This window comes from Phnomibacter sp., assembly GCF_036803085.1.
Lineage (GTDB): Bacteria > Bacteroidota > Bacteroidia > Chitinophagales > Chitinophagaceae > Phnomibacter.
In genome coordinates this window covers 36,665-62,312 of record NZ_DAIRUZ010000007.1, presented here as the reverse complement: position 1 = coordinate 62,312, position 25,648 = coordinate 36,665, and the positions used below count along the sequence as shown (strand labels likewise).

The window sequence follows — 25,648 nt, the reverse complement described above, 5'->3', positions numbered from 1 at the left end:
GAGTGATAAAAAATCCTTCCCCATGTTGGAGAAGGATTTCTGTTGTGGCAGTTAAAATTACGTGTTTATTTAATGCTGCTGAAAATTCGCTTCCAGCGTGGTCCTTTTTCCCAACTAAACCAAATAAAACTGGCTTTGCCTACTACATGCGTTTCGGGCACAAAACCCCAAAAGCGGCTGTCCTGACTGTTGTGGCGGTTGTCGCCCATCATCCAGTAGTAATTGTATTTAAACGTGTATTTGTCTGCAGGCTTACCATCAATGATGATTTGGTTGCTTTTTACTTCAAGGCTGTGCTCTTCGTAGTTGCGAATGATGCGTTCGTAAAGCGGCAAATTTTGTGTTGTCAAAGAAATGGTAGTTCCTTTTGCAGGAATAATAATGGGTCCAAAATCATCTACCGTCCAATCAAAACCAGCGTTGTTGATGTTGGGAAAAATGTAAGCATCATCGTGCTGGCTTACTTGTGCCACGTTTGGCGATTTACGCACTGCGTCAGCTGCTTGTTTGGTAGCATAAATCAAATCAAAGCGGGCCGTATCCAATTCAGGAAGGCGCATGTCTCGCTGGTATCCGTTGAGGTTTACTTTCATGGCTTCGCCAGTAAAAAACGATGGATGAATAGCTTCGTAAATAACAGGGCTGGTCTTTTTTTCTACTAAATAAATACGGGGCAACAAGCGAATGTTTACTGCCGTTACGTTGCTCATTTTTTTCATTTTGGCAGCATCTTCGGGGCTCATGCTGAGCTGGTATTCTCTGCTGCTAACGAATTGATTTTCGAGGTTGGCAATTTCCGTTTCCTTATCAGTCCATCGAATGTGGATGTCCGCATTTTCTTCAAGGCTGTTGAAATCAATGGCACTTTTAACCGATACGTTGTAATCGTTTTGCATGCCTGCAGGCTCGTAAGCCTTGGTATTGTTTACATACAGTTCGCCATTTTTCAGGTAGAGAGTGTCGCCGGCTACTGCTACACATCGTTTTATGTAGTTGTCGGCTTTGTCCATGGGGTGTACAATTATTTTATCGCCCCAGTCGGCAAGCAGAGCATTGCGGTTGCCACCGTAGGTGCTTCGCAATACATCGTAGTAAGGCTTGGCAGAACCATAGCCCGGATCGTTGATGATGGTATCGCCCAAGGGGAAATTAAACACCACTACATCGTTGCGTTCTACTTTTTCGTAGCCGGCTATACGGCTGTAGGGTATTTGAATCCAGGTGAGGTAGGACGGTACTTGTGAGTTCGGCATCAGGTTGTGTACAAATGGAAAGCTAAGCGGCGTTTTGGGAATGCGTGGTCCGTACGAAACTTTGTTGACGAAGAGGAAATCATTCACCAGCAAAGTCTTTTCCATAGATGGAGTAGGAATGGTGTAAGCTTCGAAAATAAAGGTGCGGATAAGTGTAGCAGCTACAACTGCAAAAACTGCCGCGTCCACCCATTCGCGGCTCGAAGGCTTTTTGTAATTGAGAAATACTTCGTGGCCGGCATAACGTTCGTTTGGCGAAAAGCCGAGGTAGGGGAAATATATAAATGGCACCAGCACGGCACCTGCATGATGCAACACATTGAAGCGGCCAAAGTGCATCACAAAAATGATGGTGAGCCAAATGCTGATGAACTGCCCTGCAATGGGAATAAACTGCAGCCAAAACCACACCCGGCGCACCTGAATTTTTTCAATAATGCACCAGGTATTGTAAAAGGGAATGAGGGCTTTCCAGGGAGTAATGCCGGCTTTTTTAAACATGCCGTACATACCAATGTGCCAGCCTATCGTTCCTATCAAAAAAATGATCCAACCCATATCGGTTTTTGTTTTAATGCCTGCCAAAGTAAAGTGTGCAGAGCGGTTCCGGCAAAAATACCTTTTCGTAGTATCGGGCCAATCCGGCAATATAGTTTATCATTTCGTTTGTATTTGACACCAGAGATTCAACAGACGACTGAAACTGATTTTTGTCAGGGTTACAAACGGGGCTTCAGCCTACTTTTCACCAACAAATGCAGTTGTTTTCGATTAAAGATGTAGAACGATTGAGTGGGATAAAGGCCCATACCTTGCGTATGTGGGAGGCCCGCTACGGGCTGGTTTTGCCTCACCGGAAAGAAAGCAAACACCGGTATTATACCAACGAAGACCTGCGCCGCATTTTGAGGGTGAGCTGGCTGTACCATCAGGGCTACAAAATTTCGCACATTGCTTCGCTGGCCGAAGAAGCCATTGCGCAAATGATAGACAAAGAAGTGCGGAGCGGCGTTTTTTTTGTAGAGCAAATGAATGATATGCTGCTGGCCAGCCGCGATTTTAATGAAGCGTTGTTTGATGCCACCATTACAGCCACCATTTTGCAACTGGGGCTGGAGCGGGCTGTGGTGCATGTGGTGTATCCCTTGCTGGAAAAAATAGGTCTGCTGTGGATGAATGAAGAACTGCTACCGGCACAAGAGCATTTTGCCAGTACACTTATTCGCAATGTCATCATCCGCCACATCAACGAACTACCCTTGGTACGTACCGAGCATCAGCAGCTCATATTGCTGTTTGGCCCCGAAGAGGAGTATCATGAAATTCCGTTGTTGTTTACCTACTATTTGCTACGCAAAAATGGATATCCGGTAATCAATCTTGGTTGCAATGTATCAGAGGCTACGGTGGAAGAGTATTGCAAACACAAGCAGGTGGCGCAATTGCACTACCATCAGCTCACCAATTTTACCCGTATGGATGCTGAAGAATATCTGGAAATGTGGAGTTATCGTTTTCCGAACAGGCAAGTGGTAGCCAGTGGGCCGCTGGTACAGTTTATACGCCATGTACCACCTAACGCAATGCTCATTAACAGCATGCAAGAATTGCTGCATTATTGCCGCCAGCCTTTTGGCGGAGTGTTGGCATAATTGCAAATGCGTTACATTCGCACATTTTCACGTACGTCGTTTTCGGTAATGGTTTTATCACTCAGGATAACAAGTCGTTCTACAATGTTGCGTAACTCACGAATATTGCCCGTCCAGTTGTGCTGCTGCAACAGTGCCACAGCTTCCGGTGCAATTTGTTTTTTAGCTGTACCGTATTCGTTGCAAATGTTGGTTAGGAAATGATCGACCAAAGCCGGAATGTCGCTGCGGCGGTCGTTGAGCGATGGTACATGAATAAGTATTACACCAAGGCGATGGTATAAGTCGAGTCGAAAGCGCCGGGCTTCCACTTCTTCCATCAGGTTTTTGTTGGTAGCGGCTACTACCCGCACATTCACTTTTATTTCTTTATCGCCACCTACACGGGTAATAGTACCTTCCTGCAAAGCCCGCAGCACTTTGGCTTGTGCATCAAGGCTCATGTCGCCCACTTCATCCAAAAACAACGTGCCTTCATTGGCCAGCTCAAACTTGCCAATGCGCTGTTTTACGGCAGAAGTAAAGGAGCCTTTTTCATGGCCAAACAATTCGCTTTCGATGAGTTCGCTGGGGATGGCAGCACAGTTGACTTCAATCAGCGGACCACGGCAGCGGTTGCTTTGCTCATGAATCCACTTGGCCACCAGTTCTTTACCCACACCGTTTTCTCCGGTTACCAATACCCGGGCATCGGTTGGGGCTACTTTGGCTATCGTGTCTTTAATTTTTTGAATGGGTTCGCTTTCGCCTATAATCTCCTGCACCTTGCTGATTTTGCGTTTCAGCGTTTTGGTTTCGGCTACCAGCGTGGTTTTGTCGGTGGCATTGCGAATGGTGATGAGCAACCGGTTGAGATCGGGTGGCTTGGAAATATAATCGTAGGCACCTTTTTTTACTGCTTCAACCGCTGTTTCTATATTGCCGTGGCCGCTAATCATTATCAGCGGCACATCAGGATTTACTTCGCGGCTTTTTTCCAAAAATTCAATGCCGTCCATCTTCGGCATTTTAATATCGCACAACACTACGTCGTAGCTGTTTTTCTTAAACTTTTCAAAGCCTTCCTCGCCATTTTCAGCTACATCAATTTTGTAGCCTTCGTGTTGTAAAATTTCGCTGAGGGTGTTGCGAATGGCTCTTTCATCATCAATAATCAAAATGCTCGACATAGTGGCTTGTGTAGGGTATTACTTCTAAAAAATGCTTGTATTAATCGGGGGCTTTACTTCAGCAATCATGCCAAACTTTGCGCCACCAGTTCTGCCACATCCAGTACCTGTACCTCAGTTTCTTTTTCGTTCACTTTTACACCATCGGTAAGCATGGTATTGCAGAAAGGGCATGCAGAAGCGATGACAGCGGGTTGTGTTTCCAATGCTTCTTTGGTACGTTCCCAGTTGACACGGGTATCGCCTTTTTCTTCTTCTTTAAACATTTGTGCACCGCCGGCACCACAGCACAAACCATTGCTGCGGCAGCGTTTCATTTCTACCAGCTCGGCATCGAGGGCTTCGAGCACGGCACGGGGCGCTTCATAAATTTGGTTGGCCCGGCCGAGGTAGCAGCTGTCGTGGTAGGTAATGCGTTTACCTTTGAAACTACCGCCTTCTTTCATTTTCACTTTCCCTTCATTGATGAGTTGCTGCAGCAACGTGGTGTGGTGCACCACTTCGTATTTGCCACCCAGTTCGGGGTATTCATTGCTCAGTGTATTAAAGCAATGCGGACAGGTGGTTACTATTTTTTTTACTTCATAACCATTGAGAACGGCAATATTTTGGCTGGCCATCATCTGAAATAAAAATTCATTACCTGCCCGGCGGGCAGGGTCGCCGGTACACATTTCTTCGGCACCCAGTATGCCGTAGCTTACACCAGCAGCATCCAGTATTTGAGCAAAAGCTCGGGTTACTTTTTGTGCCCGCTGATCAAAACTGCCGGCACATCCTACCCAAAATAAAATATCCGGCGCAGTGCCTTCGGCAGCCCATTGGGCCATGGTTTTTACATTCATATGTTCTAAGCTTAGTCATTGTTTACCAGCCAATACATCGGCAGGCAATCGATATACAAAAATGCGGGTTTGAAGGTAGCTGTTCGCCATCAGTTTGCCACATTTTGTATGGCTTGTTCACAGGGCTGGTTCAGGTCGGTTATATTTGGCCGCTTTGAAGAATGTGGGAGAAATGAAAGCATTGCTGCGTATTGCTTTTTGGGGATTGGGCATCAGTGCCTTGGGTACTTTGCCTTTGGGCACCATTAATGTGGCGGCCATGCAAATTTCTATTGCCGAAGGTGTGTGGCATGCCAGCCTGTTTGGCATAGGAGCAGCTATTATTGAGGTAGCCTATGTACGTGTGTCGCTGGTGGGCATCAATTGGATAAGGCACCGGGCCGGACTCCTACGATTGATGGACTGGCTGGCTTTTGTTATTGTAGCCACCTTGGCGGTTACCAGTTTTATGGCAGCCAGCAACCCCGCACAAGCAGGAAAAAATGTGATTCTGAATGCCGATGTACATCCGTTTATATTGGGCGTAACCATGAGTGCTCTCAACCCTATGCAAATTCCGTTTTGGTTTGGGTGGAGTACGGTGCTGTTTAGCAAAGGCATTTTGCAGGCTAATGGGCAGCAGTTTAACTGGTACAGTGTGGGCATTGGTATTGGCACCCTTATTGGATTGGCTGTGTTTGTAATAGGCGGGCAGGTGCTGCTGCAAAACATGCATAGCCACATGAACGTGGTGCAATACAGTATTGCCGCCATTTTCGCCGTTACAGCGGTTGTTTTTTTATATAAAATTATTTTCAATAAAGGTGCTGCAGCAGCGCTGAAAGCCAAAGAAAAAGTGTAATTCAATAACCGTTTAACATGAAGAAAAGACCATTGACGGAAAAGATATTTGGGCACAAATCGGTCATTCAGCTCACAGGAATGTCAAAACCGGGTAATTAGCGTCATATGTCATTGTTTTTCAATTTGTTTACCCCTACATTCACGTTAGTAACTGACTCATCTTCTCCTCTTGCATAACAGGTGAGTTCATTTAATATCCAGCTACAATTGATGTTGAAAAAACTTCATACTAGTAAAGTATTGTCGGCAATAGTGATTGTTGCGGCTATACTGGTAGTATATGGTTGGATATTCAATGTCAATATATTCAAGTCGGTTTTACCTGGCATTATCAACATCAAATTCAATACGGCAGTTGGTTTTTTATTGCTGGGTACTGCTGTATGGTTGCTGGAAGAAAAAGCAGAACCCCGCTATGTGCAGTGGGCAAAAGGCATTGCATTGTTCATGTTTGTTTTTGGCTTGCTCAGTGCCTCTCAAACCATTTTTGATTTCAATGCAGGTATTGATGAACTGATTTGGAAAGATGATCCCAACCCCGTTGAAACAAAATATGCCGGCAGGCCAAGTGTGCACACTTCGTTAAGCTTTGTCATTATTTCGTTGATCATTCTTTTCATTCAGTCAAAAAGAATGTTGTGGTTTTGTGTGATCAGTCTTATTGGCGTCATCAGCGTTTCGGCATTGGTATTTTTAAACCAGCTTTTCGGCAGTAGTTTTTTGCAGGCCATTCCATGGTTGGCCAAAACAGCATTGCTTACGGCCATATTGTTTTTACTACTGAGCACATCATTGCTGAAGAGCCGGCATTTGGCAAACTTCAAACTCACATTTGAGCAAAAAGTGGGCGTCTATTTTGCGGTGTCGTTGTTACTGTTGATTTTCATCTTTTTTGCCATTAGTGATAACAACAAGCAACGGGCCGATAGTGAAATAACAATCCGCCACACTTACGAGAGGCAGCTAATGTCGGAAAGGATAAGCAAGATGACTGCAGAAATGCAAAGCAGTATTCGTGGCTTTTTTGTTACAAAAGATCAATATTATGTAGCCGCATTCGATAGCCTTTCGATAGCTATTGTTCGTGAAATATAGCATTTCAAAAAGCTCACGCTTGACAATGGTGAGCAGCAGGAAAGGGTTGACTCGTTGAGCCGCATGGTGGAAACATATATCCATTCAAGGCGGGAAATGATCGCTTTACAGAAAAAGGGGCAACTCACTCCAGACAGGTTGACCGTAGCGGCGAATGAAGGATTATACTTAGGCAGTAAACTCCGCAGCCTTATTGGCGACATGCAACAACACGAAAATGCATTGCTCGAAATAAGGGAAGAAAGGAATAATAAAACCATTACGAATTCCAACCGCATCATTGTCATTTTTCAGGGGCTTACATTGTTGCTCATTGTTACCACGTTTTTAATTATTTATCGTAAAAACCAGGAACGAAATAGTGCAGAAGCACAATTGAAAGCATCGGAAGCGGAGCTGCGAAAATCGATGGAAAACCTGGCGTTTGCATTGGAAAGTGCAGGCATTGGCTCGTGGACGATTGATTTGGTTACAGGTGATATAAAGCGATCTGCACTTCATGATAAAATCATGGGGTATGATACACCAGTGAAGGATTGGTCATTCGATCTGTTTTTTGAAAAACACGTGGTGGCGGAAGACCATGAAAAAGTGCACAAAGCCTGGGAAGTAGCCTCGGGTGGAGAAAGAGACCTTGAGTTTGATTGCCGCATTATAAAAGCTGACGGCACGTTGGGATGGATATGGTGTAAGAGCCGCATTTTTTACAACGAAGCAGGAAAACCCTCTTTCCTGATGGGTTTTGTGGGTGATGAAACGGCAGCCAAAAGTGCGGAGCAGGAAATTAAAATGTTGAATGCCACACTGGAAAAAAGGGTAGAAGAAAAAACCCGGGAAGTGCTGGAAAAAGAAACACACTACAAAGGCTTGCTGGAAAACATGCAGGAAGGTATCCAAATCATTTCCTTCGACTGGCGCTACCTGTTTTTAAACAAAGTGGTGATACGGCAGAGCAAGTTTTCAGAAGCTGAATTACTGGGCAGGAGAATGATGGATGTGTATCCCGGCTTTGAAAAAGCGCCGTTGTTTGTTGAGTTGCAAAACTGCATGCAAAGCAGAATTTCAAAAACCATTGTCAACGAGTTTGAGTTTCCGGATGGCAGCAAGGGGTGGTTCGAGTTGAGCGTTCAGCCTGTGCCCGAAGGCATACTCATTCTGTCGATTGATATTACCGATCAAAAAAGGCTGGAAAAGGAACTGGTAGACCGGCAGCTTGAACAGCAAAAGCTTACCACACAACTCACCATTGAAGCACAGGAAAAAGAACGCAACGAACTGGCCAAAGAACTACACGACAATATCAATCAGATTTTGGCTACTGCAAAAATTTACCTGGCACGTGCCAAAAAGCATGAAATCATTCCGCACCATTTAGTGCAGCAAGGCTTCGAATGCGTCAATCTTGCCGTGGATGAAATCCGTACCTTATCTCACACGCTGGTTACGCCCACGCTGGGCGACACCGGATTGATTGATGCCCTGCAAAGTTTGTCTCGCCAGTTTGCCAATGCACATGGCCATGAAATCACACTCATCAATCACTTAGATCCTGCTGTAGCCATTGATGAGCAAAAAGAGTTGATGCTGTATCGCATAGCACAAGAGCAAATCAGCAATATCAACAAGCATGCAAAAGCTACCGTTGTTACCATTGTGCTGGCTTCTACCCCCACACAATTGCAAATGACCATCACAGACAATGGTGTGGGATTTGATACCAAAGAAAAAGCAAAAGGTATTGGCCTGCGCAATATGCAAAGCCGGGTTCAGTTTTATGCCGGTGAAATGCGTATCATTTCTGCTCCCGGCGAAGGCTGCAAATTGGAAATAACAGTGCCACTCTAATGCAGCAATGCCCTAGCGTTACTTGGGCGCTTTTTTAAACAGGTAAATCGTTACAAAAAAGAAAATCAGGTTGGGCGTCCACGCTGCAAGAGCAGGCGGAAAATTACCCTTGGTACTGAATATGGTACTAAACCTGTCGGTAAGGATAAATAGGGCTGCCAGAATAATACCCATGGCCAAATGCAAGCCACTGCCACCACGAACTTTGCGGCTGCTCACCGCTACACCCATCATGGTGAGCAACACAATGCTTACAGGAGTAGCATCTCGGCGGTGTCGTTCCACAATCAAATCGTTGATGCCTTCTGTGCCTCGTAGTTTTTCTTTCCGAATCAACTCTTGCAACTCTGGCGTTTTCAAAATGTCTTTGGTGTATTGGCCTTTCTTAAACTCGCTGGGTTTAAAGTTGAGGTTAATCACCGTGTCGTTTATCTGGCGCACTTTTTCTACATCACCGTTGATATCCCGAATGGTTACCACTTCCAGTTTCCAGCGTTTTTTGGCGGTGTCCCACACCAGGCTTTCGGCCCGTATGTTTTGCTTCAGTTCGTTGTGTTTTATTTCCTGCAGCGTAAAGGCATTGCCTCTTTTAGTAGCCGTATCAAAATAGCTTACAGAACCATAGTGCGTACTATCGTTGCGGAAGTAAATGGTACTGGCATTGTATTCACCACTATAGTTGGGGTTATCGATGTACTTGTTTTGAAACGTAGAAAAAATGCCATTGGCAATAGGTGTTACGTATCGGAAAGACAGCCACAACAAAACGGCAAACAGGATAGAGCCAATCCAATAAGGGCGCAAAAAACGGTTGAAAGAAATACCGCTGGCGAGGATGGCGACAATTTCTGTGCGGCCAGCCAGCTTGCTGGTAAAGAAAATGACCGAAATGAAAATGAACAACGGAAAGAGCAACGTAATCATCCGTGGCACAAAACCGAAATGATACTGCTTAATAATTTCCCAGGTACTGAGGCCGCTTTTTACAAAATCGTCGGAGTGCTCACTGGTATCTATCACTACGGTGATGAATGTGAGAAGCAAAATGGCAAACACAAAAGTGGAAATGTATTGCCGCAATATGTACCAATCGAGTTTGGTCAACGCTGGAGGTTTTATCGGGCTGCAATTTGCAGTATTATTTGCAATGAACAGGCCGCCGTTGTTTGCCGGCCGCTATTTTAACGATGCGCTGTTACAGCCCGTTCATCCATTTCACCGCTTCGTTCATATCAGCATCACTCCATTTGACAGCTACGGTAGCACCTTGCAACGCTACCACGCCCACTTTGCTGCGGAGCATGGTTTTAAGCACTGTGCCATCGCAGGTAAGCACCGGAATATTGAAGTGGTTGGTTTGGTTAAACCATTCTTCCACATCACCCGGTTGGTTGCTTACAATGAAAAACGGAATGGATTTTTCCCTGGCCTTGGTGTACAGTTTTACAAACAGTTCCTGCCACTCGGGCTTGTAGCCATTAAAATCTTTGGCTACAAACAGCAGCTGCTTACCGCTGGCTTGCAACAGCTGGCGGGTGGTATCTGTTTTGTTGCTGTTGTACAGCGCAAAGTCTTTGATGGCAGGTTCTGCATTGCCCTTGCGTACCACTTTTTCTTCGCGGCTCACATATTCGTAGCTCGACTCATCAAAGTCGGTGGGGAAGTGCATGGCATCAAACACCACGTTTTGACCCGCTTTTCTATAGGTATAAAAAATGGCTACGCTATCAGGTATGGAGCCCGGTGGCGGATCCATTTGTTGCAGCAGGTTTTTACCCGCCGCATATGGCAGGCAATCTACATATGGCAAATGCTTGAGCACGTTGAGCTGGCCGAAAAACACCATGCCGGTGCTAAACAAAACAGCAAACAAATTGGCCCGAAGCGGTAGTACTGCTTTTATGAATTCATGTTTCCAAACAAGCACCAATATAATGGCCGTTAGCACCAAATCTTTTACAAAAGATTGCCATGCCTGCAATGGAACGCAATCGCCAAAGCAACCACAGGTTTTTATTTTTCCACTGAGTACGGCATAGCCGGTCAGGAAGGTGAAAAAGACCATGAGCACCAGCAGCAGCCGGGTGATGAATTTAGGTGCCCAACCCAGCAGCAATGCCACGCCAGCCACTATTTCCAGCACATTCATGCCTATGCTCAGGTACAGGCTAAATGGGCTGGCCCAGTGCCAGTTCCATACGGTAAAGTATTCGTCCATTTTGTAGCCAAGCCCTAGCGGATCGTTGGCTTTGATAAGCCCGCTGAAAATGAACAACAGCCCGGTAAGAATGCGCAGTATGTTGACGATACTTTTCATGCTAAAAAAGTGAAGTGGGTTTGGGTAAATGAAAAACGTTTTTTTAACATGGGTTATCTGTTACCTCACAGCTGCTCCGCTTCGGCCAGCAGTATCAGGGCAAACACCGCGTAGTTCATGATGTCCATATAGTTGGCATCCAACCCTTCACTGATGATGGTTTTGCCTTCGTTGCGAATGATTTGCTTCATGCGGTAAATCTTCATCATAATCAGGTCGGCAAAACTTTCCTGACTCATTTCCCGCCAGGCCTCGCCATAGTCGTGGTTTTTCATTTCCATTAGCTGGCGAACGATGCTCACTTTTTCATCGTACCGGCTGGCACATTCTTCCAGCGGCAGGGTTTCAATTTCATCATTGTCAATGTCGAGCTGAATGAGTCCAATGATGGCATAGTTAATAATGCCACGAAATTCGCTGGGAATATCATCGGCCACCAGCTGCAGTTCATTTTCCTGCAACTGCCTTATGCGGCGGGCCTTAATGTAGATTTGGTCGGCTACAGAAATGGGCCGCAGCACCCGCCACGAAGTGCCATAATCGCTGGCTTTCTTCATAAAAATATCTCGGGCAGATGCAATGGCGGCGTTGTATTGTTCAATTGTTTTAGTCATGCGATGTGGTACTTTTACCGGCAGCCAAAAGTAAAGCTTCGTTATCAACCGCATGTATACACTCAATTGCAGGGGAAAACTTGTCGTCATCGACCAGCCCATGGTGATGGGCATTATCAATACCACGCCCGATTCTTTTTTTGCCAACAGCCGCAAAACACAAGTGGAGGAAGCCGTAGCCACCGCAATGCACATGCAAAAAGCAGGTGCAGCAATGGTGGATATTGGCGGCCAAAGCACCCGCCCCGGTGCCGATTGGGTAGGGGCGGCCGAAGAAACCGACCGCGTAGTGCCTGTCATTGCGGCCATTGCATCCGCCTGCCCCAACCTGCTGATTAGTGTGGATACCTTTCATGCGGCGGTAGCCGAAGCTGCCGTGCAAGCCGGGGCACATATTGTAAATGATGTAAGCGGTGGCCATCTTGATGCGGAGATGCTGCCGACTGTTGGCCGCCTGCAGGTGCCCTACATCTGCATGCACATGAAGGGTACACCCGGCAGCATGAACCAACTGGCCGAGTACGACAATCTGCTGACAGACATCCTGGATTATTTTATTGAACGATTGGCGGCATGCCAGGCGGCTGGTATAAATGATGTGATTATTGACCCTGGATTTGGGTTTGCCAAAACCACGGCACATAATTTTCAATTGTTGCGCCAGATGGAAGTGCTGCACTCATTACAACGTCCTTTGCTCATGGGCATCAGCCGCAAAAGAACCATTTACCAAACCTTAGGTACCACCTCTGCTGAAGCATTGAATGGCACCACGGTACTCAATACCATTGGCTTGCAAAAAGGAGCCCACATACTTCGGGTACACGATGTGCAAGAGGCTGTTGAAACCGTAAAACTGGTAACCGCTATGCAGCAAGCCTGAGCTTAAAACGCCCAATCGTAGCTGGCATTTACACTACGGCTGGTAGGTTGTTGTTTGCCATTGGTGAGTTCCTGTACCCGCTGCTGCATGTATTTACGCAACTCTGTTTGCGTTATTTTTTTATCATAGTTGCTGTCTGCTTTTTTATCGAACAAAGCCTGCATAAAACTGTACGAAAAAACACCGTTGTTCCACTCACTGCTTTCCAGAGCATACTCTTCACCCGCTGCAGCGGAAATGATATTGACACCCAAATCTTTCGACACATCGGTGAAATAAGTTTCCATCAGCTTCACGGTATTGCCTAGCTGTGTTTTGCCTTGCACTTTGCGAATGCTGCTGCGCCCCAAAGGTTTGGCTGCCATGCTGCTGCCAAAGTTGAACTGCACATTTTCTTTGTCTATTTCACCGCTGTGGCAGGCATCTATCAGCAAGAGCTTTTGCCTGGCCGGTACATCTGTAAAAATATTGGTGAGACTGGCATATGGAATGCTGTGCAAGGCTGGTTGTTCAAAGCTGGTTGCATAACTGGCGAGGTAAAAATTGTAACCGGTATCTAACAAACCATGGCCGGAGTAGGAGACAACCACACGGTCGTGTACGGTGGTTTGTTGTAGCAGTTGATGAATGCGGTCGAGTAAGGGCAGCGTCACTGCAGTGTCGGTGTACAAATGCACAGATGCATTGCTGTATTGCTGTTGAAAACGCTGCGCAATATCCTGCACATCTTTGGTAGCATATTGCAGGTTGTAATTGCTGTCGGCGTAGTGCGATACCGCAATGCCGATGTAATAAGTGCGGGCCTCAACAGGTGTTACGGGTTCGAAAGTAATGTCGATGCTTTCCCGCAGGCTTTCGGTGCCATTGTTGTTGAGATAAGACGCCTCAATCAAATTGTTGCCAGCACTTAGTGCTACCGGAATTTTCCAACGGTTGGTACCTGCTTTGCCGGTGTAGGCTTTTTGCCCGTTTACATACACCGTTAGTTGCTTGATGTTTGCTGCAGCATATCGGGTAATAAACTGCATCTCAACCACCGGCTCTGTGCTGCTGTTGCTGAGCTCCTTGCGGTTGTACAACAGCAAGGGCTCCATGCTGTCGAAAGCCTGCAAATCTTGTGCGGCCGTCATGCCTGCTTTTTGCCAGCGGCGTTCTGCAGCTTTTTGTTGCATTTGTATCAGCTCTGGCGCTGCTTCGCCCATGCGTTGCAATACAATGTCGGGGCGGTTCAGCTGCAGGTCAAACTGGGCGAAGGAGTAGGTTTGAAAGCCTTTGGCAAAATGCATTTCGGTGGTGAGTGTGGGCGGCATCATGTAATAGCGGTCGGGGGTAAAAATGGCGGGCCCTTTTTCTGCCGCATTGCTCAGCAATGCCATGCTGTATTGAGTGCTTTGTTTGTCGATGTCAATGCAACGCAACAATTGGTCGCTGCCCAAGGTACTCACCCAATTTCTGGTCGGGTGAAACAATACTTCATCCACTACTGCATCATGCACTTTTTGCAGAAACAAAATGACATCTGTTTGAGCATCCCGTATTTCCACCACACCATTGAAATAACCAATGGCATACATGGGTTTGGTGGGATGATGTTTGATGATGCTGATGAGAGTGTCCGATTTTCTTTTCAATCGGTATTCACCGGTCGAAAAGCTGTAGCTGTAGATGACGGTTTCTACCTTGTTGTCCAACAGCTCAAACCACAATTCTTTACTGTCTGGCGTTACCGTAAAATTATCGATGCTGTACACCCTTGCCGTGTCTCTCAATACCTTCCATTTGTTGCTTTGAATATCATAAATACGGATGCTTTCACTACCCACAATGAGGTAGCGGCTATCCGGCGTAAATTCAATATGCGTGGAAGTGGTAGTAGGCAGCAGCATCCTTGTTTGCTGGCTAAACTGTGGGCCTTTTAAAATCACCAGTTCTTTGTACAACGCATTGATGCTGGCAAATGCTTTTCTGTCTGGTGAAAGCAACGCTGCTTCCGGTTTTTTTTCGGCTTTGGGGGGTACAAAAGTTTGCAACACGTTGCCTGTATAAAAGTTGCAAACCTGCGCCAGCTTGGGCTTGTCGCCAAAGTCATTGGGTACGGTGGTGAGCACCAGCGAATCGCTTAGCCATTGATAAATACCCAATGGATAATTGCGGTTGTGCATCAGCCTGCCGGTGCTGAGGTCAATTACATGGCTGTAATCTGCAAACGTGATGCCGGGTACCGATGACAGCATTTTTCCGTTGGGTGAAAATCGCAGCTGTTGCAGGCTCATCACTTTGGTATCAAAACTGGTAAAGTTTTGTTGCTGCGGCCAGCGAAGTATGCTGGGCAATTGCTTGCCTATCGCTGCTATTTTATCATTGCTGTCATCAATGGCCAATACATGATTGGCATATTTCAAAGCATCGTTTTTATCGTTGATCCATGTTTGCTGATGGGCATCATACACATGGGCATCTTGCCCAATATTGCTGAGCAACAAATTGCCCGCAATATTCCAACGAACATCGTAGTGCTCATAACTCCGAATGTTGTTACTGCCGCGTAGCGTTTCTTCCTGCAGCGTGGTATCTGCGTCGTTAAAAATCATCAGCTTGTTGGGCGCCAGTAGCATGGCCATTTTACCCGATGCATGAAAGCTAAGCGCCATCGGCTTTTCGCTGCGGTCGTAAATGGTTTGAAGCTGCTTGGTATAGCTGTCGTTGATGTAATGCAGCTCCACCTGGTCGTTGCGGTTGGCAGCAATCTGCCAGCGTTGTGTTGATGCATTGTACGCTATCTGATTGTCGTAAGAAAACAGTTCAATTGCCGGGCTGCGCTGTTTCGTCGTAAGATTGATGAGCTGCAAAGTGCTGAAAGACCGAACGGCTACTTCATCGTTTTGGCCACTGCTGATGAGGGCATCCATTGGCGGAAATGAACTGCCCCATGCATTGGTTTGTTTAAAGCTGATGCTGTCAGTGAGTGCTCCGGTTTGTGTATTGTACCAATACAAAGCCGACACAATGCCGTAGTCGTACAAAAGAATAGCCAGCTGCGATGCTTTGTTGCACAGGGCCATCCCCCTGATGGTTTGCCCGCTGGTGATTTTGCGCAACTGCCGGCCATTGCTGCTGTTCCAGAGTATTACGTTGTGTTTATCCGCCGTGGCCAATACTTGTGCCGAAGCATCTGCGTCAGCAAACAAAATATCATCTTCATGCCCGGTTTGCAACACAGGTTGCAGGCCACTGTTTTGTGCTGTTGCAACAGCAGCCAGACTTGCGGCCATCAACAAAAAAAGGGTGCGTTGTATAAAAGCTGAAATCGTCACGTTGGCTTCTTTTGGTAAAAGTGCTTGAATTCGTGTTTACAAATTGTATGCTGATACGCTTGTGGAAAACAGTTGGCGGTCTTACATTGTCGCAACAATTTATCCTATGAAAATAAGTGTCCCTTTTTTCCTCAGCATGTGTTTGCTGTTGATGGCTGGTAATGCCTTTGCACAAACTACGCCCAGCCTGCCGGCACAGCTGGCACAGCAGCAATTGGATGCCTACAACAAACGTGACATCAACGCTTTTTTACAACCTTACGCCGATACAGTGGCGGTCTATATGTTTCCCAACAAGCTGTTGTACAAAGGCAAGGAAACCATGCGGCAGGAGTACACAGGTATGTTTGCCCAAACGCCCGATTTGCATTGTACGCTTGTCAACAGAATCGTACAGGGCAATACCGTAATTGACCAGGAATCGGTGGTATTTAAAAAAGGCGTTCCACCCTTGGCTGCCATCGCTATTTATACCATCAGCGGCGATAAAATTGTGGCCGTTCATTTTATTGCAGCAGAGTAACAACGGCGTTGGGCTGCACTTTCACCAGAAAAATGCGGCCATTGGCTACAGTTTTTGTGCTGTAAAAATGTTCAGACCTGTAGCTTGTGCATTCAATTGATTGCTATGCCAAAAACAGTGTTGATTACCGGCGGTACCAGTGGTATTGGTTTCGGCATTGCCCGTGAATTTGCCAAAGCCGGATACAATCTTTACCTCAATGGTTTGGAGCCTAACGGCGAAGCCATTACTGCAGAACTTGCAGCAGCGCATTCCGTTGAAGGTTTGTTTTCGAATGCCAACATGTTGCAGCCCGATGCCATTGCGCAAATGGTGCAGCAGGGCATCGCACAATTTGGTAGCATTGATGTGTTGGTGTGCAATGCTGGCATTCAATACGTGGCACCCATCGATGAATTTCCGGCAGAAAAATGGGAAGCTATTTTAGGTATCAACCTCAGCTCGGCTTTTTACCTGAGCAAAGCCGTATGGACCGGCATGAAGGCTAATGGTTTTGGACGCATCATCAACATTGCTTCTGCACATGGATTAACGGCCTCTGAATTTAAGTCGGCGTATGTAGCGGCCAAGCATGGCCTGGTGGGGCTTACCAAAGTGCTGGCGTTGGAAGGCGCACCGTTCAACATCAACTGCAATGCCATTTGCCCCGGCTATGTAAAAACGTCCATTGTAGAAAAGCAAATAGCCGATCAAATGAAAGTGCACAGCATGACAGAAGAGGAAGTGGTGAAAAAAGTAATGCTGGGCCGACAGGCAGTAAAAGATTTTATACCTGTAGAAACACTCGGCAAGCTGGCGGTGTTTTTAGCCAGCGAAGCAGCAGCAACCCTTACGGGCACTGCATTGCCGGTAGATGGTGGCTGGACAGCCTACTAAGCTGATGCGATAAAAAAACCGGTTTCTTTTTTTAATCCTTCTACCACATTGTAAATGAGCGGACACATGCCGTAATGGCTGAATGTGCCAAACATGCGGGTGGTAAAACCCGGCCGGTCGAGCTGCGGAAAATTACGGCACTCATCGGGCCTTATCTCATACACCTGGCATGCCTTGCCATCAAGAAACTGGCAGGGGATGGCATTGAGAAAAGACATGAAGGAGCCGCCTTCTACAAACCGTTCCCTGAATTGTGCTTCGGTCAGTTGAAGCTTATTGCTGAGACGTACGATTGCTGCATCATCAATATTCACCATCAAACGGGTGCAGCATTTGCCACAGGCAAGGCAATCTATGCCCGCTTCTGCTTCCTTGTTCAGGCGCATCACCGCTTCATCTATCACCTCTGAATCCAGTGTTTTGAGATGGGCTTTGAAATGCTCGTTTTCTTCAAAACGGTCGAGAGCCAGCGCAGCTACTTCGTCGGGGGTGGTGATGAGTTGCAAATGAATTGGTTGATGGTAATTGGAAATGGGTGTGTTATTCGCCCACAATATTGCTGATTCCTACCCGATGGTGGAGGTATTGTGGAAATGCTATTTCCTGTACCATCAACAAAGCCAGGTTGCCGGCATTGATTTCCCAGCTGCTGGGCATGTGTTCTTCCAGCGCCATAAAATGATTGTCGGCTTCCTTGGGTAAAATGTTGGGAGCACACACAAAAGTCCAGTCGAGGTCGGACGCTTTGAGGTATTCGTAGGCCTGTTTGTGCTCTTGTCCTACGGGTACATATTCCTGAGGATAATCGGGTGCATCCATTACATAATGGCCGTTTTCGTCGGGCAACACGCCGAGCCCGCCGAGTGCTACAATGCGGCGAATGCCGGTGGCTTTCATTTGGGCAATGATGTTTTTGATGCCGAGGCTGCGGGCCTTGTCGGTACCATCAAAAGCGCCGCCCAGCGCCGATAGTACCGCATCGCTGCCTTGCAGGGCTTTGCGTACATCACCCTCATCAAACACATAGCCTTTGATGCTGTGCAACTGCTCCGAACGCAGGTCTTCATCAATTAAGCTTTCGACATTGCGCCCAAAAGCGTTCACCTTCCAGCCCTTGGCCAGTGCATGAATCATGAGTTGCTTGCCTACCATTCCGGTGGCGCCAAAAATTGTTACCTGCATACATTCGATTGCTTTGCTGTATCAGCTAAAACTACGGAAAAAAGACAGGGAAGGATGCAGGTAGACAAGAGAATATTGACCGATGTGTTGCACTATTAAAATAAAATATCAGGCAGACAAGTAGTAAATCAAGTAAAGTGTTTCAAAGAAAAATCACACAGGGGGAGGCGTTGGCCGGGCAATCCCGATAGCTATCGGGAGGCCGGAGGCATCGGGTTTGCCTTGATCCCGATAGCTATCGGGATTCTTTGGTTACTTTCTTTTTTTCAAGAAAAAGAAAGTAACAATGCTGCTACATGAACCACATTGATTTATGAAGGATTGGAAGAAAAGAAAACTCAATTCCCTTGTGGTTATGACAAAATCACCACTTGTATCAACTGGTGGCTTGCGCCACAATCTCCGCCATCTGAATACCCATGTGGCTTTCATCAAAAATGCATTCGCCTTGTTTGATGAGCAATACCTGCGGGCTTTCGTGCCATACATCAAAATGCTCGGCGATGTGGTTGGAGAGCTGGCGGTGGGCAATGAGGTCGAGCAGGTGCCAGTCGAGCTGGTCGTTCAGTCCGGCACGTTCGAGCCTGTGCAACACCATGCTACTGATGCTGCAACGGGTACTGTGCTTAAAAATGAGTTGCGGTTTGCTGGCCGACTGCGCAACGAGCTGCGTCAATTGGTCGGCCGACTGGAGTAAATTCCACGACATCCGGAAGCCTAAATCTTTGGGGTGCAACAATTACCGACGGATAGCCGTAGGATTGCCGGGGCAGCCAATGCCACGCTTGCTGCTGGCGCAGCTGCTAATGCCGAGGGCCAACACAGCAATCATGGCCAATGCAAATACTTTACGCATGATGGATAAAATTTGAGATTTAAAGGTACAGCAGAATGCCTGTAAATGTTCAATCATTGAAAAAATGGAGGCTATTTTAAAACCAATTCAGTCAATATTTGTCTTATGTTCAAATGATTAGCATCTTGAATTTTCATTGAATATTTTGCAACTAAGTCAATCCAATCGTAAAGTTTATTTTTCTCAGTAGTCTTTGTTTCCCAATAATCAGATAATTCAAAAGCAGATGTATTAATTATAGTCTCAACGATACTGAGAACGTTATCAAATAAATTCAAGAATATTCTCGGAACTTTTTTATAAGTTTTTTTACCTACTATGATATCGATTTTTCCACCTGCAGTAAATAAATCACGAACATTCGGACAAACAACAGCTTCTCTAGTAACTAGCCAAATTGCAAGTCGTCCAAACTTATCATTACTATTTCCGAAAAGTTCGGGGAAATAAGTCATTGCTCTATTTTTGAGTTCTTGTTTTTCTTTTAGCGATAAATTATTCCAAATCCTGATGACAATATTGCTCGGCTTACTATTGTTTTCAGCATCCATCCACCAAAGTTCTTCGCCTGGCCTTAGCTTACTTTTATAATAATCAACTATTGGTCTGATTGGATTTCCCTTTTTTCGTAACGTGTCATAAGGCATTTTGATTTTATCGAAAATGGTATTTCCTTTTTCCAAATTCATGTCAATCAAGTACCGAGGCGAATGTGTTACTACAACTTCAGATAGCACCTCTTCATAAGGCCGACAACGGAATTCAACTGGGCTTGCTAACTTTGCAAACAGCATGAAAATTCTTTCTACATTGTCAACTCTTGTGCTTTCTAAAACACTATTACCTGTTGTTTTCCAATGATTTTGTGTTGTTGTCTTTACTTCAATACCATAATATTTTTTTGCAACAATATCGGGGAACTTTTGCCCCCCAATTAACTCAATTGAATTTTCGAAAGTTGTCCCTTTGGCTAAATCTGTCATTAAGTCTTTTACATATGGCTCAAGATTTCTACCTATAAGGGTGGATACTTTTTTAGAAGAATTTTTAGCATGTGCATTCAACTCAGAAATTGTTGAGCCAAGCAATGAATCAAATTCGTTCTTTTCCGGGTGTGGATTTGTTGATACTATCATTGTGCTTTCTTAAAATATAAATCCCAAATTTCTTCAATCCTCTTTGCCAAGTTATAGGCTAGTAAAGGTGGAACGGCGTTACCAATTATTTTATAAGCCTGGGATGGACTAACTAAAAAGGAACCTTTTCTTCCATTCTTATTTTCAATTACAAAGTCATAGTCTGGAGGGAAGGTCTGAATTAAGGCACACTCTCTGATGGTTAATCTCCTTTCTTTTAGGCCTTTCTTTAATTCGCTTTCAATCTGTCCTCCATTTTCTTTGGACAGTCGCCTAAATTCAATATTACCATGATGTTCAGATCGAATTGTAGGTGAAATATTTGAGAGTTTTATCTCTGTTTGTCCTTGGCAATGTTTACCCATAAATTTTGCTTTTGAGTAAAATCTTTGAGATAAGTCCTTAGTTTGCTCTGGTTCTTCTAGGTGTTTAAATACCTCTCTAAGCTGCACAAATGGTTTTAGTTTCCCTCCTTCAACTGTGAAGGAATGAGTAGGACTTGGGTAAGGATTATATCGCATTGAAATCTTTTCTTTTTCCAATTCTTTCAATGCGGACTTTTTCAATGCCGATTTTTTTATGCCAATAAATATTACCCTTTCTCTAGATTGAGGAACACCAAAATCTGCGGAGTGTAAAACTTGGGGGTCAAGCACAATATATCCATTCCCATTTGCGGAGGAAAAGTCATTTTGGATAATTGTTTTTACATCTCCAAGATTTACAAGACCTTTTACGTTTTCTGCAATGAATACTTTTGGTTGTGTGATTTCTACTACTTCTTTCATCCACATGTATAGTTGCCCGCGGGTTTCTATCGACGCTGTTTCATTTTTAATTATTTCTCCTTTGTGATTTTTATGCGAATTGAATCCATTTCGTTTGCCAGCAACACTAAAGTCTTGGCAAGGAAAGCCACCTGTAACAACATCAATATTTTTCGGAAAAACATTTACTCCATTCCGATACATTTTTACGAGGTCTACAATACTTTCTCTATGAAAATTTGCAGAGTCATGACCACGTTTAGAAAAATAATTTACCCAAGCATTTCTTGCATCAGTAAAAATATCATTAGCAAATACTGTCTTGAATTTTGTTTTCTCAAGTTGAACAAAACCATTATTGAGTTTCTTATCTATAAAATGAGGGCATAAAATTTCATTTACAGATGATTCTAAGACAGAAAAACCACCCTCGAAACCTAAATCCATTCCACCACAACCTGAGAAAAGAGATAGCACATTTAGTGATTCCTTCTTCTCATAATTAGATGTACTTAAGGATGATTTATTGTAATATAAAATATCCAATTGCGGTTCTTCCAATATGCTTATTCCTGTTTCTACTGCTCTTGTCCGCATATTCAATTTTTTTCAAGATTTGACTTCAAATATTTCACTTTTTGCTCTGCTGCTTTAAGAACCTTGCTTGCACAATGTTCATTGGCAATTTCTAAGGCAATTTTTTCACTCATAAATTGTATTAGCAAATCCTCGCCATCCATTTGCAGAATCTCAGCAAGTTTTATAATGTTGTCTCTAGATGGTTTACGTTCATTTCTTTCAATTTTACTGAGGATTGCCTGATCAATGTCAAGATATGATGCGACTTGTCTGAGTAGTAAGCCTAAGCTTTCTCTTTTGGCCCGGATAGTTTGCCCAACGGTTTCCATTTGAAATATTTTACTTGACAGAATTTGTCAAATGTAAAATGTCTTTCTAGTATTCAAAATTTCAGTTGATAACATCTTAATAAATGGAGATATTAGATGTTAAGCTTTGTATGTTAGCCCTAGTTTCTTTAAATGTTTTGGCTAATTCTATTGTTCGTGCCTGTCCTAAGTCAGGTATCATTTACTTCCCTTAAAGACCTTACTTTGCTGCTTTCAGTTCAAACGTATGACGATTCATTTTATTTCCATAGGAGGCAGTGTAATGCACCAGCTGGCGCTGGCCCTGCACCACAAAGGCTATACCATTACTGGTAGCGACGATGAGATTTTTGAACCCGCCAAAAGCAACCTGGCAGCCGCCGGCTTGCTGCCTGCACAAATCGGCTGGTTCGAAAGCAATATACACAGCGGCCTCGATGCCGTGATTTTGGGCATGCATGCCCGTGCCGACAACCCCGAACTGCTGAAGGCACAGGCTCTCGGCATTCCGGTATATTCTTTCCCGGAATACATTTTTCAAGAAAGCAAAACCAAGCAGCGCATTGTGGTAGGCGGCAGCCATGGCAAAACCACCACCACTTCCATGATTATGCATGTGCTGCAGCAGTCAGGCCTGGCTTTCGATTATCTGGTGGGTGCCAAGCTACCCGGCTTCAGCCAGTCGGTGCAGGTAACCGATGCGCCCATCATTGTGTGCGAAGGCGACGAATACCCCGCCAGCGTGGTGGAAAAGCGGCCCAAGTTTCATTTTCTGTTTCCACATGTCGCTATTCTTACGGGCATTGCGTGGGATCATATCAACGTGTTTCCGACATTCGATTTTTACCTGGAGCAGTTCAGCATTTTTATCCAGAAAATTGAACCCGGCGGTGTTCTCATTTACAACCAAACCGACGAAACGCTGCATGCATTGGTGCAAGCCAATTTGCGCAGCGATATCCGGTTTATTCCATATGGTGTGCCGGCACATCGCATTGATAACGGTGCTACAGTTGTGCTGTGGCCCGGTGCCGAAACAGCCATCAAAGTGTTTGGCAACCACAACTTGCTGAACATGGAAGCCGCCCGGCTGGCTTGTGCCGAAGCCGGGGTGAGCACGGCTCAGTTTGCTGCCGCCATCGGCAGTTTTACCGGTGCTTCCAAACGCTTGGAAGTGTTGTTGCAAAATGAGCATACCACCGTGTATCGTGATTTTGCCCATGCACCCAGCAAAGTGAAAGCCACTATTGATGCAGTGAAACAACAGTTTCCCAACCGTAAACTCATTGTCTTGCTGGAGCTCCATACGTACAGTAGTTTGAATGCCGATTTTATGCCGCATTACAAACAGGCGTTGGATGCGGCCGACGAAGCTGCTGTGTACTATAGCCAGCATGCATTGGCCATCAAAAAAATGCCGCCATTGGATAAGCAAGTGGTAGCTGATGGCTTTGCCAAGCCCGGCTTACAGGTGCTCAACGATGCTGCGGCTTTGCAGCAATGGATGGAACAATTACAGGTAAAAGATGCCAGTGTATTGCTCATGAGCAGTGGTACTTTTGAAGGCATCAATCTGTTGGAATTGTTCGGCGGTTTGATGCAATTGCCCACGGGAAATCCGGCACAGTAAATTTTCAACTACCTTCAATTATAAATCATCGTTTTCACAGGAAAGCTGCTACTTGTTATGAACCTCAGTCTCACCCGCCCATTGGCATTTATCGATTTGGAAACCACCGGTATCAACATGTCTTCCGATCGTATTGTAGAAATTGCCATCGTCAAAATTTTGCCTGACGGTACCAAGCAAGTCAAGCGGAAACTCATCAATCCGGAGATGGTGATTCCTCAGTCTTCCATTGATGTGCATGGCATCACCAATGAAATGGTGAAAGATGCGCCGACTTTTAAACAGGCGGGCAACGAAATCAAACAGTTTTTGGAAAACTGCGACCTCGCCGGATACAACAGCAACAAGTTTGATATACCACTGCTGGTGGAAGAGTTTTTACGTGCCGGGCAAGACTTTAATGTAGATGGCCGTAAGCTGGTAGATGTGCAGAAAGTGTTTCACATGATGGAGCCACGTACATTGAGTGCCGCGTATAAATTTTACTGCAGCAAAGAATTGGAGAATGCCCATAGTGCCGAAGTAGATGCTACTGCCACTTGGGAAGTGCTGGATGCACAAGTGGCCCGCTATCCGCAAATTGGCAATACCGTTGACAGTATTTTGAAAGCCGTAGGTGATGATGAAATTGTAGACTTTGCCCGCCGCATGATTGTGCAGGAAGGCAAAATCGTTTTCAATTTTGGTAAGCATAAAGGCAAAGTGGTAGAAGATGTATTGCGGATGGAACGCAGCTACTACGATTGGATGATGCAGGGCGACTTTCCGCAGCATACCAAGCAAAAGCTGACGGAAATATTGCATAAAATGATGCTGGCCAAAAAATAAGCAGATACATGCAGGCTTCTTTTCAGCGTACGTTCCTGTTGTTGCTGGTCATAGTTTTGGCCACGGCAGTGGGAGCGTGGTTCTCTTTGTACAACAACTTTTTTAGCTGGGATTTAATTCCATACCTCGGTGTGGTGCTCGGCTACGATGGTATGCAGGGTGCAGCGTTGCATCAGGCAGTGTTTACCAACGTGCAGCAACTGCCTGCCGATGTGGTGCCTGCTTTGTTGCACGAAGTGCCGTACAGAGAACAATGCCTGAATGATGCCAGTTTCTTTGAAGCACAGTTGGGTTTTTATAGGGTAAAGCCATTGTTTACAGGCATGGTGTACGCTGGCTATAAGGCCGGCCTGCATTGGTGGACAGCCATGCGGATACCCGGTATCATTGGCTTTGCAGGTATGGCCACGGTATTGTATTTGTGGGTACGCCGCATGGTAAAGCCTGGCTGGGATTTGGTAGTAACTACATTGTTGTTGTTTGGCTATGCCACACAATTGGCCCGACTTACTACACCCGATGCGTTGGCATCTTTCCTGACTCTCACTTTATTTTATGTGTTGTTTTGGCATGGCCGACAAAAAGCTATCGTGCTTGTATTGCTGCTGTTGCTTACGCTTACCCGTATCGATTTGTTGTTGTTGTGCATTCCTGTGTTGTTGCTGTGGTGGTCCCCTGCATCACTCACTCAATTGTGGAAACAACATTTGACTAAAATCCTCATCGCTGGCGGCTTGTTGTTGATTCTGGCATTTATCATTCCTATGTTGTTTGGCAATAGTTGGGAATGGTATTTCAATTATTCCATGACGCAGTCGCTGAAGCAATATGTGGTACATGCCGGAAGAAGTTTCCGCCAGTTGAGCGGTACCTGGATGCCTTTATTTTTTGTATTGTTGCTGATGACATGGCCAGTGCAACAACCTAAATGGCCGTGGTTGCTCGGTGGTATGATGGCTGTCATTGCTATACGGTGGCTGTTATTTCCCGCCTTTCAGGAGCGTTTTTTTGTGGGCTACGAAATGGTCATGGCTTGCTACCTGCTGCATGTGTGGCAGCAGCGGCAGCAGGGTGTTGGTATTTTTACCAAACCATTGCCACAAGCTCATCACGGTTCATAAAAGTTGATATTG

At 45.4% G+C, this 25,648-nt stretch carries 23 protein-coding genes and 1 pseudogene; 11 read left to right on the top strand and 13 right to left on the bottom strand.

Features of this window, described 5'->3' with window-relative positions; genetic code table 11:
* Positions 1 to 65: 65 nt before the first annotated feature.
* Entirely contained in the window at positions 66 to 1,811 is a 1,746-nt protein-coding gene (lepB, locus tag V7Q13_RS13780) for a signal peptidase I (protein ID WP_333801251.1), read from the bottom strand.
* 197 nt (positions 1,812 to 2,008) lie between these two features.
* On the opposite strand from lepB, the gene V7Q13_RS13775 reads away from it, so the two are divergent.
* Positions 2,009 to 2,905, top strand: a complete 897-nt coding sequence (locus V7Q13_RS13775) for a MerR family transcriptional regulator (RefSeq protein ID WP_333801250.1) — start codon at positions 2,009 to 2,011, stop codon at positions 2,903 to 2,905.
* Between the two features lie 11 nt (positions 2,906 to 2,916).
* On the opposite strand, the gene V7Q13_RS13770 is transcribed toward V7Q13_RS13775, so the two are convergent.
* Both V7Q13_RS13770 and V7Q13_RS13765 read right to left on the bottom strand, forming a co-directional pair.
* A complete protein-coding gene (locus V7Q13_RS13770; RefSeq protein ID WP_333801249.1) occupies positions 2,917 to 4,074 on the bottom strand; it encodes a sigma-54-dependent transcriptional regulator in 1,158 nt (385 codons plus the stop codon).
* Between the two features lie 65 nt (positions 4,075 to 4,139).
* On the bottom strand, positions 4,140 to 4,919 hold the full coding sequence (locus tag V7Q13_RS13765) for a (Fe-S)-binding protein (RefSeq protein WP_333801248.1): 780 nt from the start codon (positions 4,917 to 4,919) through the stop codon (positions 4,140 to 4,142).
* A gap of 172 nt (positions 4,920 to 5,091) precedes the next feature.
* Between V7Q13_RS13765 and V7Q13_RS13760 the strand changes: the two genes are divergently transcribed.
* The 4 genes and pseudogenes from V7Q13_RS13760 to V7Q13_RS13745 all read left to right on the top strand — a co-directional run bounded on the left by V7Q13_RS13760 (position 5,092) and on the right by V7Q13_RS13745 (position 8,702).
* Positions 5,092 to 5,760 carry a LysE family transporter gene (locus tag V7Q13_RS13760; protein ID WP_333801247.1) on the top strand — a complete coding sequence of 223 codons (669 nt, stop codon included), beginning with the start codon at positions 5,092 to 5,094 and terminating at the stop codon, positions 5,758 to 5,760.
* Between the two features lie 212 nt (positions 5,761 to 5,972).
* Positions 5,973 to 6,857: a CHASE3 domain-containing protein gene (locus V7Q13_RS13755; protein ID WP_333801246.1), complete on the top strand. Its 885-nt coding sequence runs from the start codon at positions 5,973 to 5,975 to the stop codon at positions 6,855 to 6,857.
* Between the two features lie 18 nt (positions 6,858 to 6,875).
* A pseudogene (locus V7Q13_RS13750) lies at positions 6,876 to 7,088 on the top strand (CHASE3 domain-containing protein); the annotation flags it as partial.
* Positions 7,089 to 7,265: 177 nt separating this feature from the next.
* Entirely contained in the window at positions 7,266 to 8,702 is a 1,437-nt protein-coding gene (locus V7Q13_RS13745; RefSeq protein WP_333801398.1) for a PAS domain-containing sensor histidine kinase, read from the top strand.
* 18 nt (positions 8,703 to 8,720) lie between these two features.
* On the opposite strand, the gene V7Q13_RS13740 is transcribed toward V7Q13_RS13745, so the two are convergent.
* The 3 genes from V7Q13_RS13740 to V7Q13_RS13730 form a co-directional block, all read right to left on the bottom strand.
* Positions 8,721 to 9,806 carry an LptF/LptG family permease gene (locus tag V7Q13_RS13740; protein ID WP_333801245.1) on the bottom strand — a complete coding sequence of 362 codons (1,086 nt, stop codon included), beginning with the start codon at positions 9,804 to 9,806 and terminating at the stop codon, positions 8,721 to 8,723.
* Positions 9,807 to 9,897: 91 nt separating this feature from the next.
* Positions 9,898 to 11,019, bottom strand: a complete 1,122-nt coding sequence (locus tag V7Q13_RS13735; protein ID WP_333801244.1) for a BT_3928 family protein — start codon at positions 11,017 to 11,019, stop codon at positions 9,898 to 9,900.
* Between the two features lie 65 nt (positions 11,020 to 11,084).
* Complete coding sequence (locus V7Q13_RS13730; protein ID WP_333801243.1) at positions 11,085 to 11,633, bottom strand: DUF1599 domain-containing protein; 549 nt, start codon at positions 11,631 to 11,633, stop codon at positions 11,085 to 11,087.
* A gap of 52 nt (positions 11,634 to 11,685) precedes the next feature.
* On the opposite strand from V7Q13_RS13730, the gene folP reads away from it, so the two are divergent.
* Entirely contained in the window at positions 11,686 to 12,516 is an 831-nt protein-coding gene (gene folP / locus V7Q13_RS13725; protein ID WP_333801242.1) for a dihydropteroate synthase, read from the top strand.
* Positions 12,517 to 12,518: 2 nt separating this feature from the next.
* On the opposite strand, the gene V7Q13_RS13720 is transcribed toward folP, so the two are convergent.
* Entirely contained in the window at positions 12,519 to 15,830 is a 3,312-nt protein-coding gene (locus V7Q13_RS13720; protein WP_333801241.1) for a caspase family protein, read from the bottom strand.
* 106 nt (positions 15,831 to 15,936) lie between these two features.
* On the opposite strand from V7Q13_RS13720, the gene V7Q13_RS13715 reads away from it, so the two are divergent.
* Together V7Q13_RS13715 and V7Q13_RS13710 are read left to right on the top strand one after the other, a co-directional pair.
* Entirely contained in the window at positions 15,937 to 16,353 is a 417-nt protein-coding gene (locus V7Q13_RS13715; protein WP_333801240.1) for a nuclear transport factor 2 family protein, read from the top strand.
* Between the two features lie 105 nt (positions 16,354 to 16,458).
* Positions 16,459 to 17,229 carry a 3-hydroxybutyrate dehydrogenase gene (locus V7Q13_RS13710; protein WP_333801239.1) on the top strand — a complete coding sequence of 257 codons (771 nt, stop codon included), beginning with the start codon at positions 16,459 to 16,461 and terminating at the stop codon, positions 17,227 to 17,229.
* Here the strand turns inward: V7Q13_RS13710 and V7Q13_RS13705 are convergent.
* The 6 genes from V7Q13_RS13705 to V7Q13_RS13680 form a co-directional block, all read right to left on the bottom strand.
* Complete coding sequence (locus V7Q13_RS13705) at positions 17,226 to 17,735, bottom strand: YkgJ family cysteine cluster protein (protein ID WP_333801238.1); 510 nt, start codon at positions 17,733 to 17,735, stop codon at positions 17,226 to 17,228. The genes V7Q13_RS13710 and V7Q13_RS13705 overlap by 4 nt on opposite strands.
* Positions 17,736 to 17,769: 34 nt before the next feature.
* Positions 17,770 to 18,411 carry an NAD(P)-dependent oxidoreductase gene (locus tag V7Q13_RS13700; protein ID WP_333801237.1) on the bottom strand — a complete coding sequence of 214 codons (642 nt, stop codon included), beginning with the start codon at positions 18,409 to 18,411 and terminating at the stop codon, positions 17,770 to 17,772.
* 376 nt (positions 18,412 to 18,787) lie between these two features.
* Positions 18,788 to 19,120 (bottom strand): bacillithiol system redox-active protein YtxJ, encoded by a 333-nt coding sequence (gene ytxJ, locus V7Q13_RS13695; protein ID WP_333801236.1) that lies wholly within the window; start codon positions 19,118 to 19,120, stop codon positions 18,788 to 18,790.
* A gap of 218 nt (positions 19,121 to 19,338) precedes the next feature.
* A complete protein-coding gene (locus V7Q13_RS13690) occupies positions 19,339 to 20,403 on the bottom strand; it encodes a hypothetical protein (protein WP_333801235.1) in 1,065 nt (354 codons plus the stop codon).
* Entirely contained in the window at positions 20,400 to 21,767 is a 1,368-nt protein-coding gene (locus V7Q13_RS13685) for a DNA cytosine methyltransferase (RefSeq protein WP_333801234.1), read from the bottom strand. The genes V7Q13_RS13690 and V7Q13_RS13685 overlap by 4 nt, the downstream gene beginning before the upstream one ends.
* 2 nt (positions 21,768 to 21,769) lie before the next feature.
* Positions 21,770 to 22,078 carry a helix-turn-helix domain-containing protein gene (locus V7Q13_RS13680; RefSeq protein WP_333801233.1) on the bottom strand — a complete coding sequence of 103 codons (309 nt, stop codon included), beginning with the start codon at positions 22,076 to 22,078 and terminating at the stop codon, positions 21,770 to 21,772.
* Positions 22,079 to 22,304: 226 nt separating this feature from the next.
* Between V7Q13_RS13680 and V7Q13_RS13675 the strand changes: the two genes are divergently transcribed.
* From V7Q13_RS13675 to V7Q13_RS13665, 3 genes are read left to right on the top strand one after another with little or no spacing between them, the layout of a single operon-like run.
* On the top strand, positions 22,305 to 23,687 hold the full coding sequence (locus V7Q13_RS13675; RefSeq protein ID WP_333801232.1) for a UDP-N-acetylmuramate--L-alanine ligase: 1,383 nt from the start codon (positions 22,305 to 22,307) through the stop codon (positions 23,685 to 23,687).
* A 57-nt stretch (positions 23,688 to 23,744) separates the two neighbouring features.
* Positions 23,745 to 24,515, top strand: a complete 771-nt coding sequence (locus tag V7Q13_RS13670) for a 3'-5' exonuclease (protein WP_157479309.1) — start codon at positions 23,745 to 23,747, stop codon at positions 24,513 to 24,515.
* 8 nt (positions 24,516 to 24,523) lie between these two features.
* Positions 24,524 to 25,636, top strand: a complete 1,113-nt coding sequence (locus V7Q13_RS13665; protein ID WP_333801231.1) for a hypothetical protein — start codon at positions 24,524 to 24,526, stop codon at positions 25,634 to 25,636.
* Positions 25,637 to 25,648 lie beyond the last annotated feature (12 nt).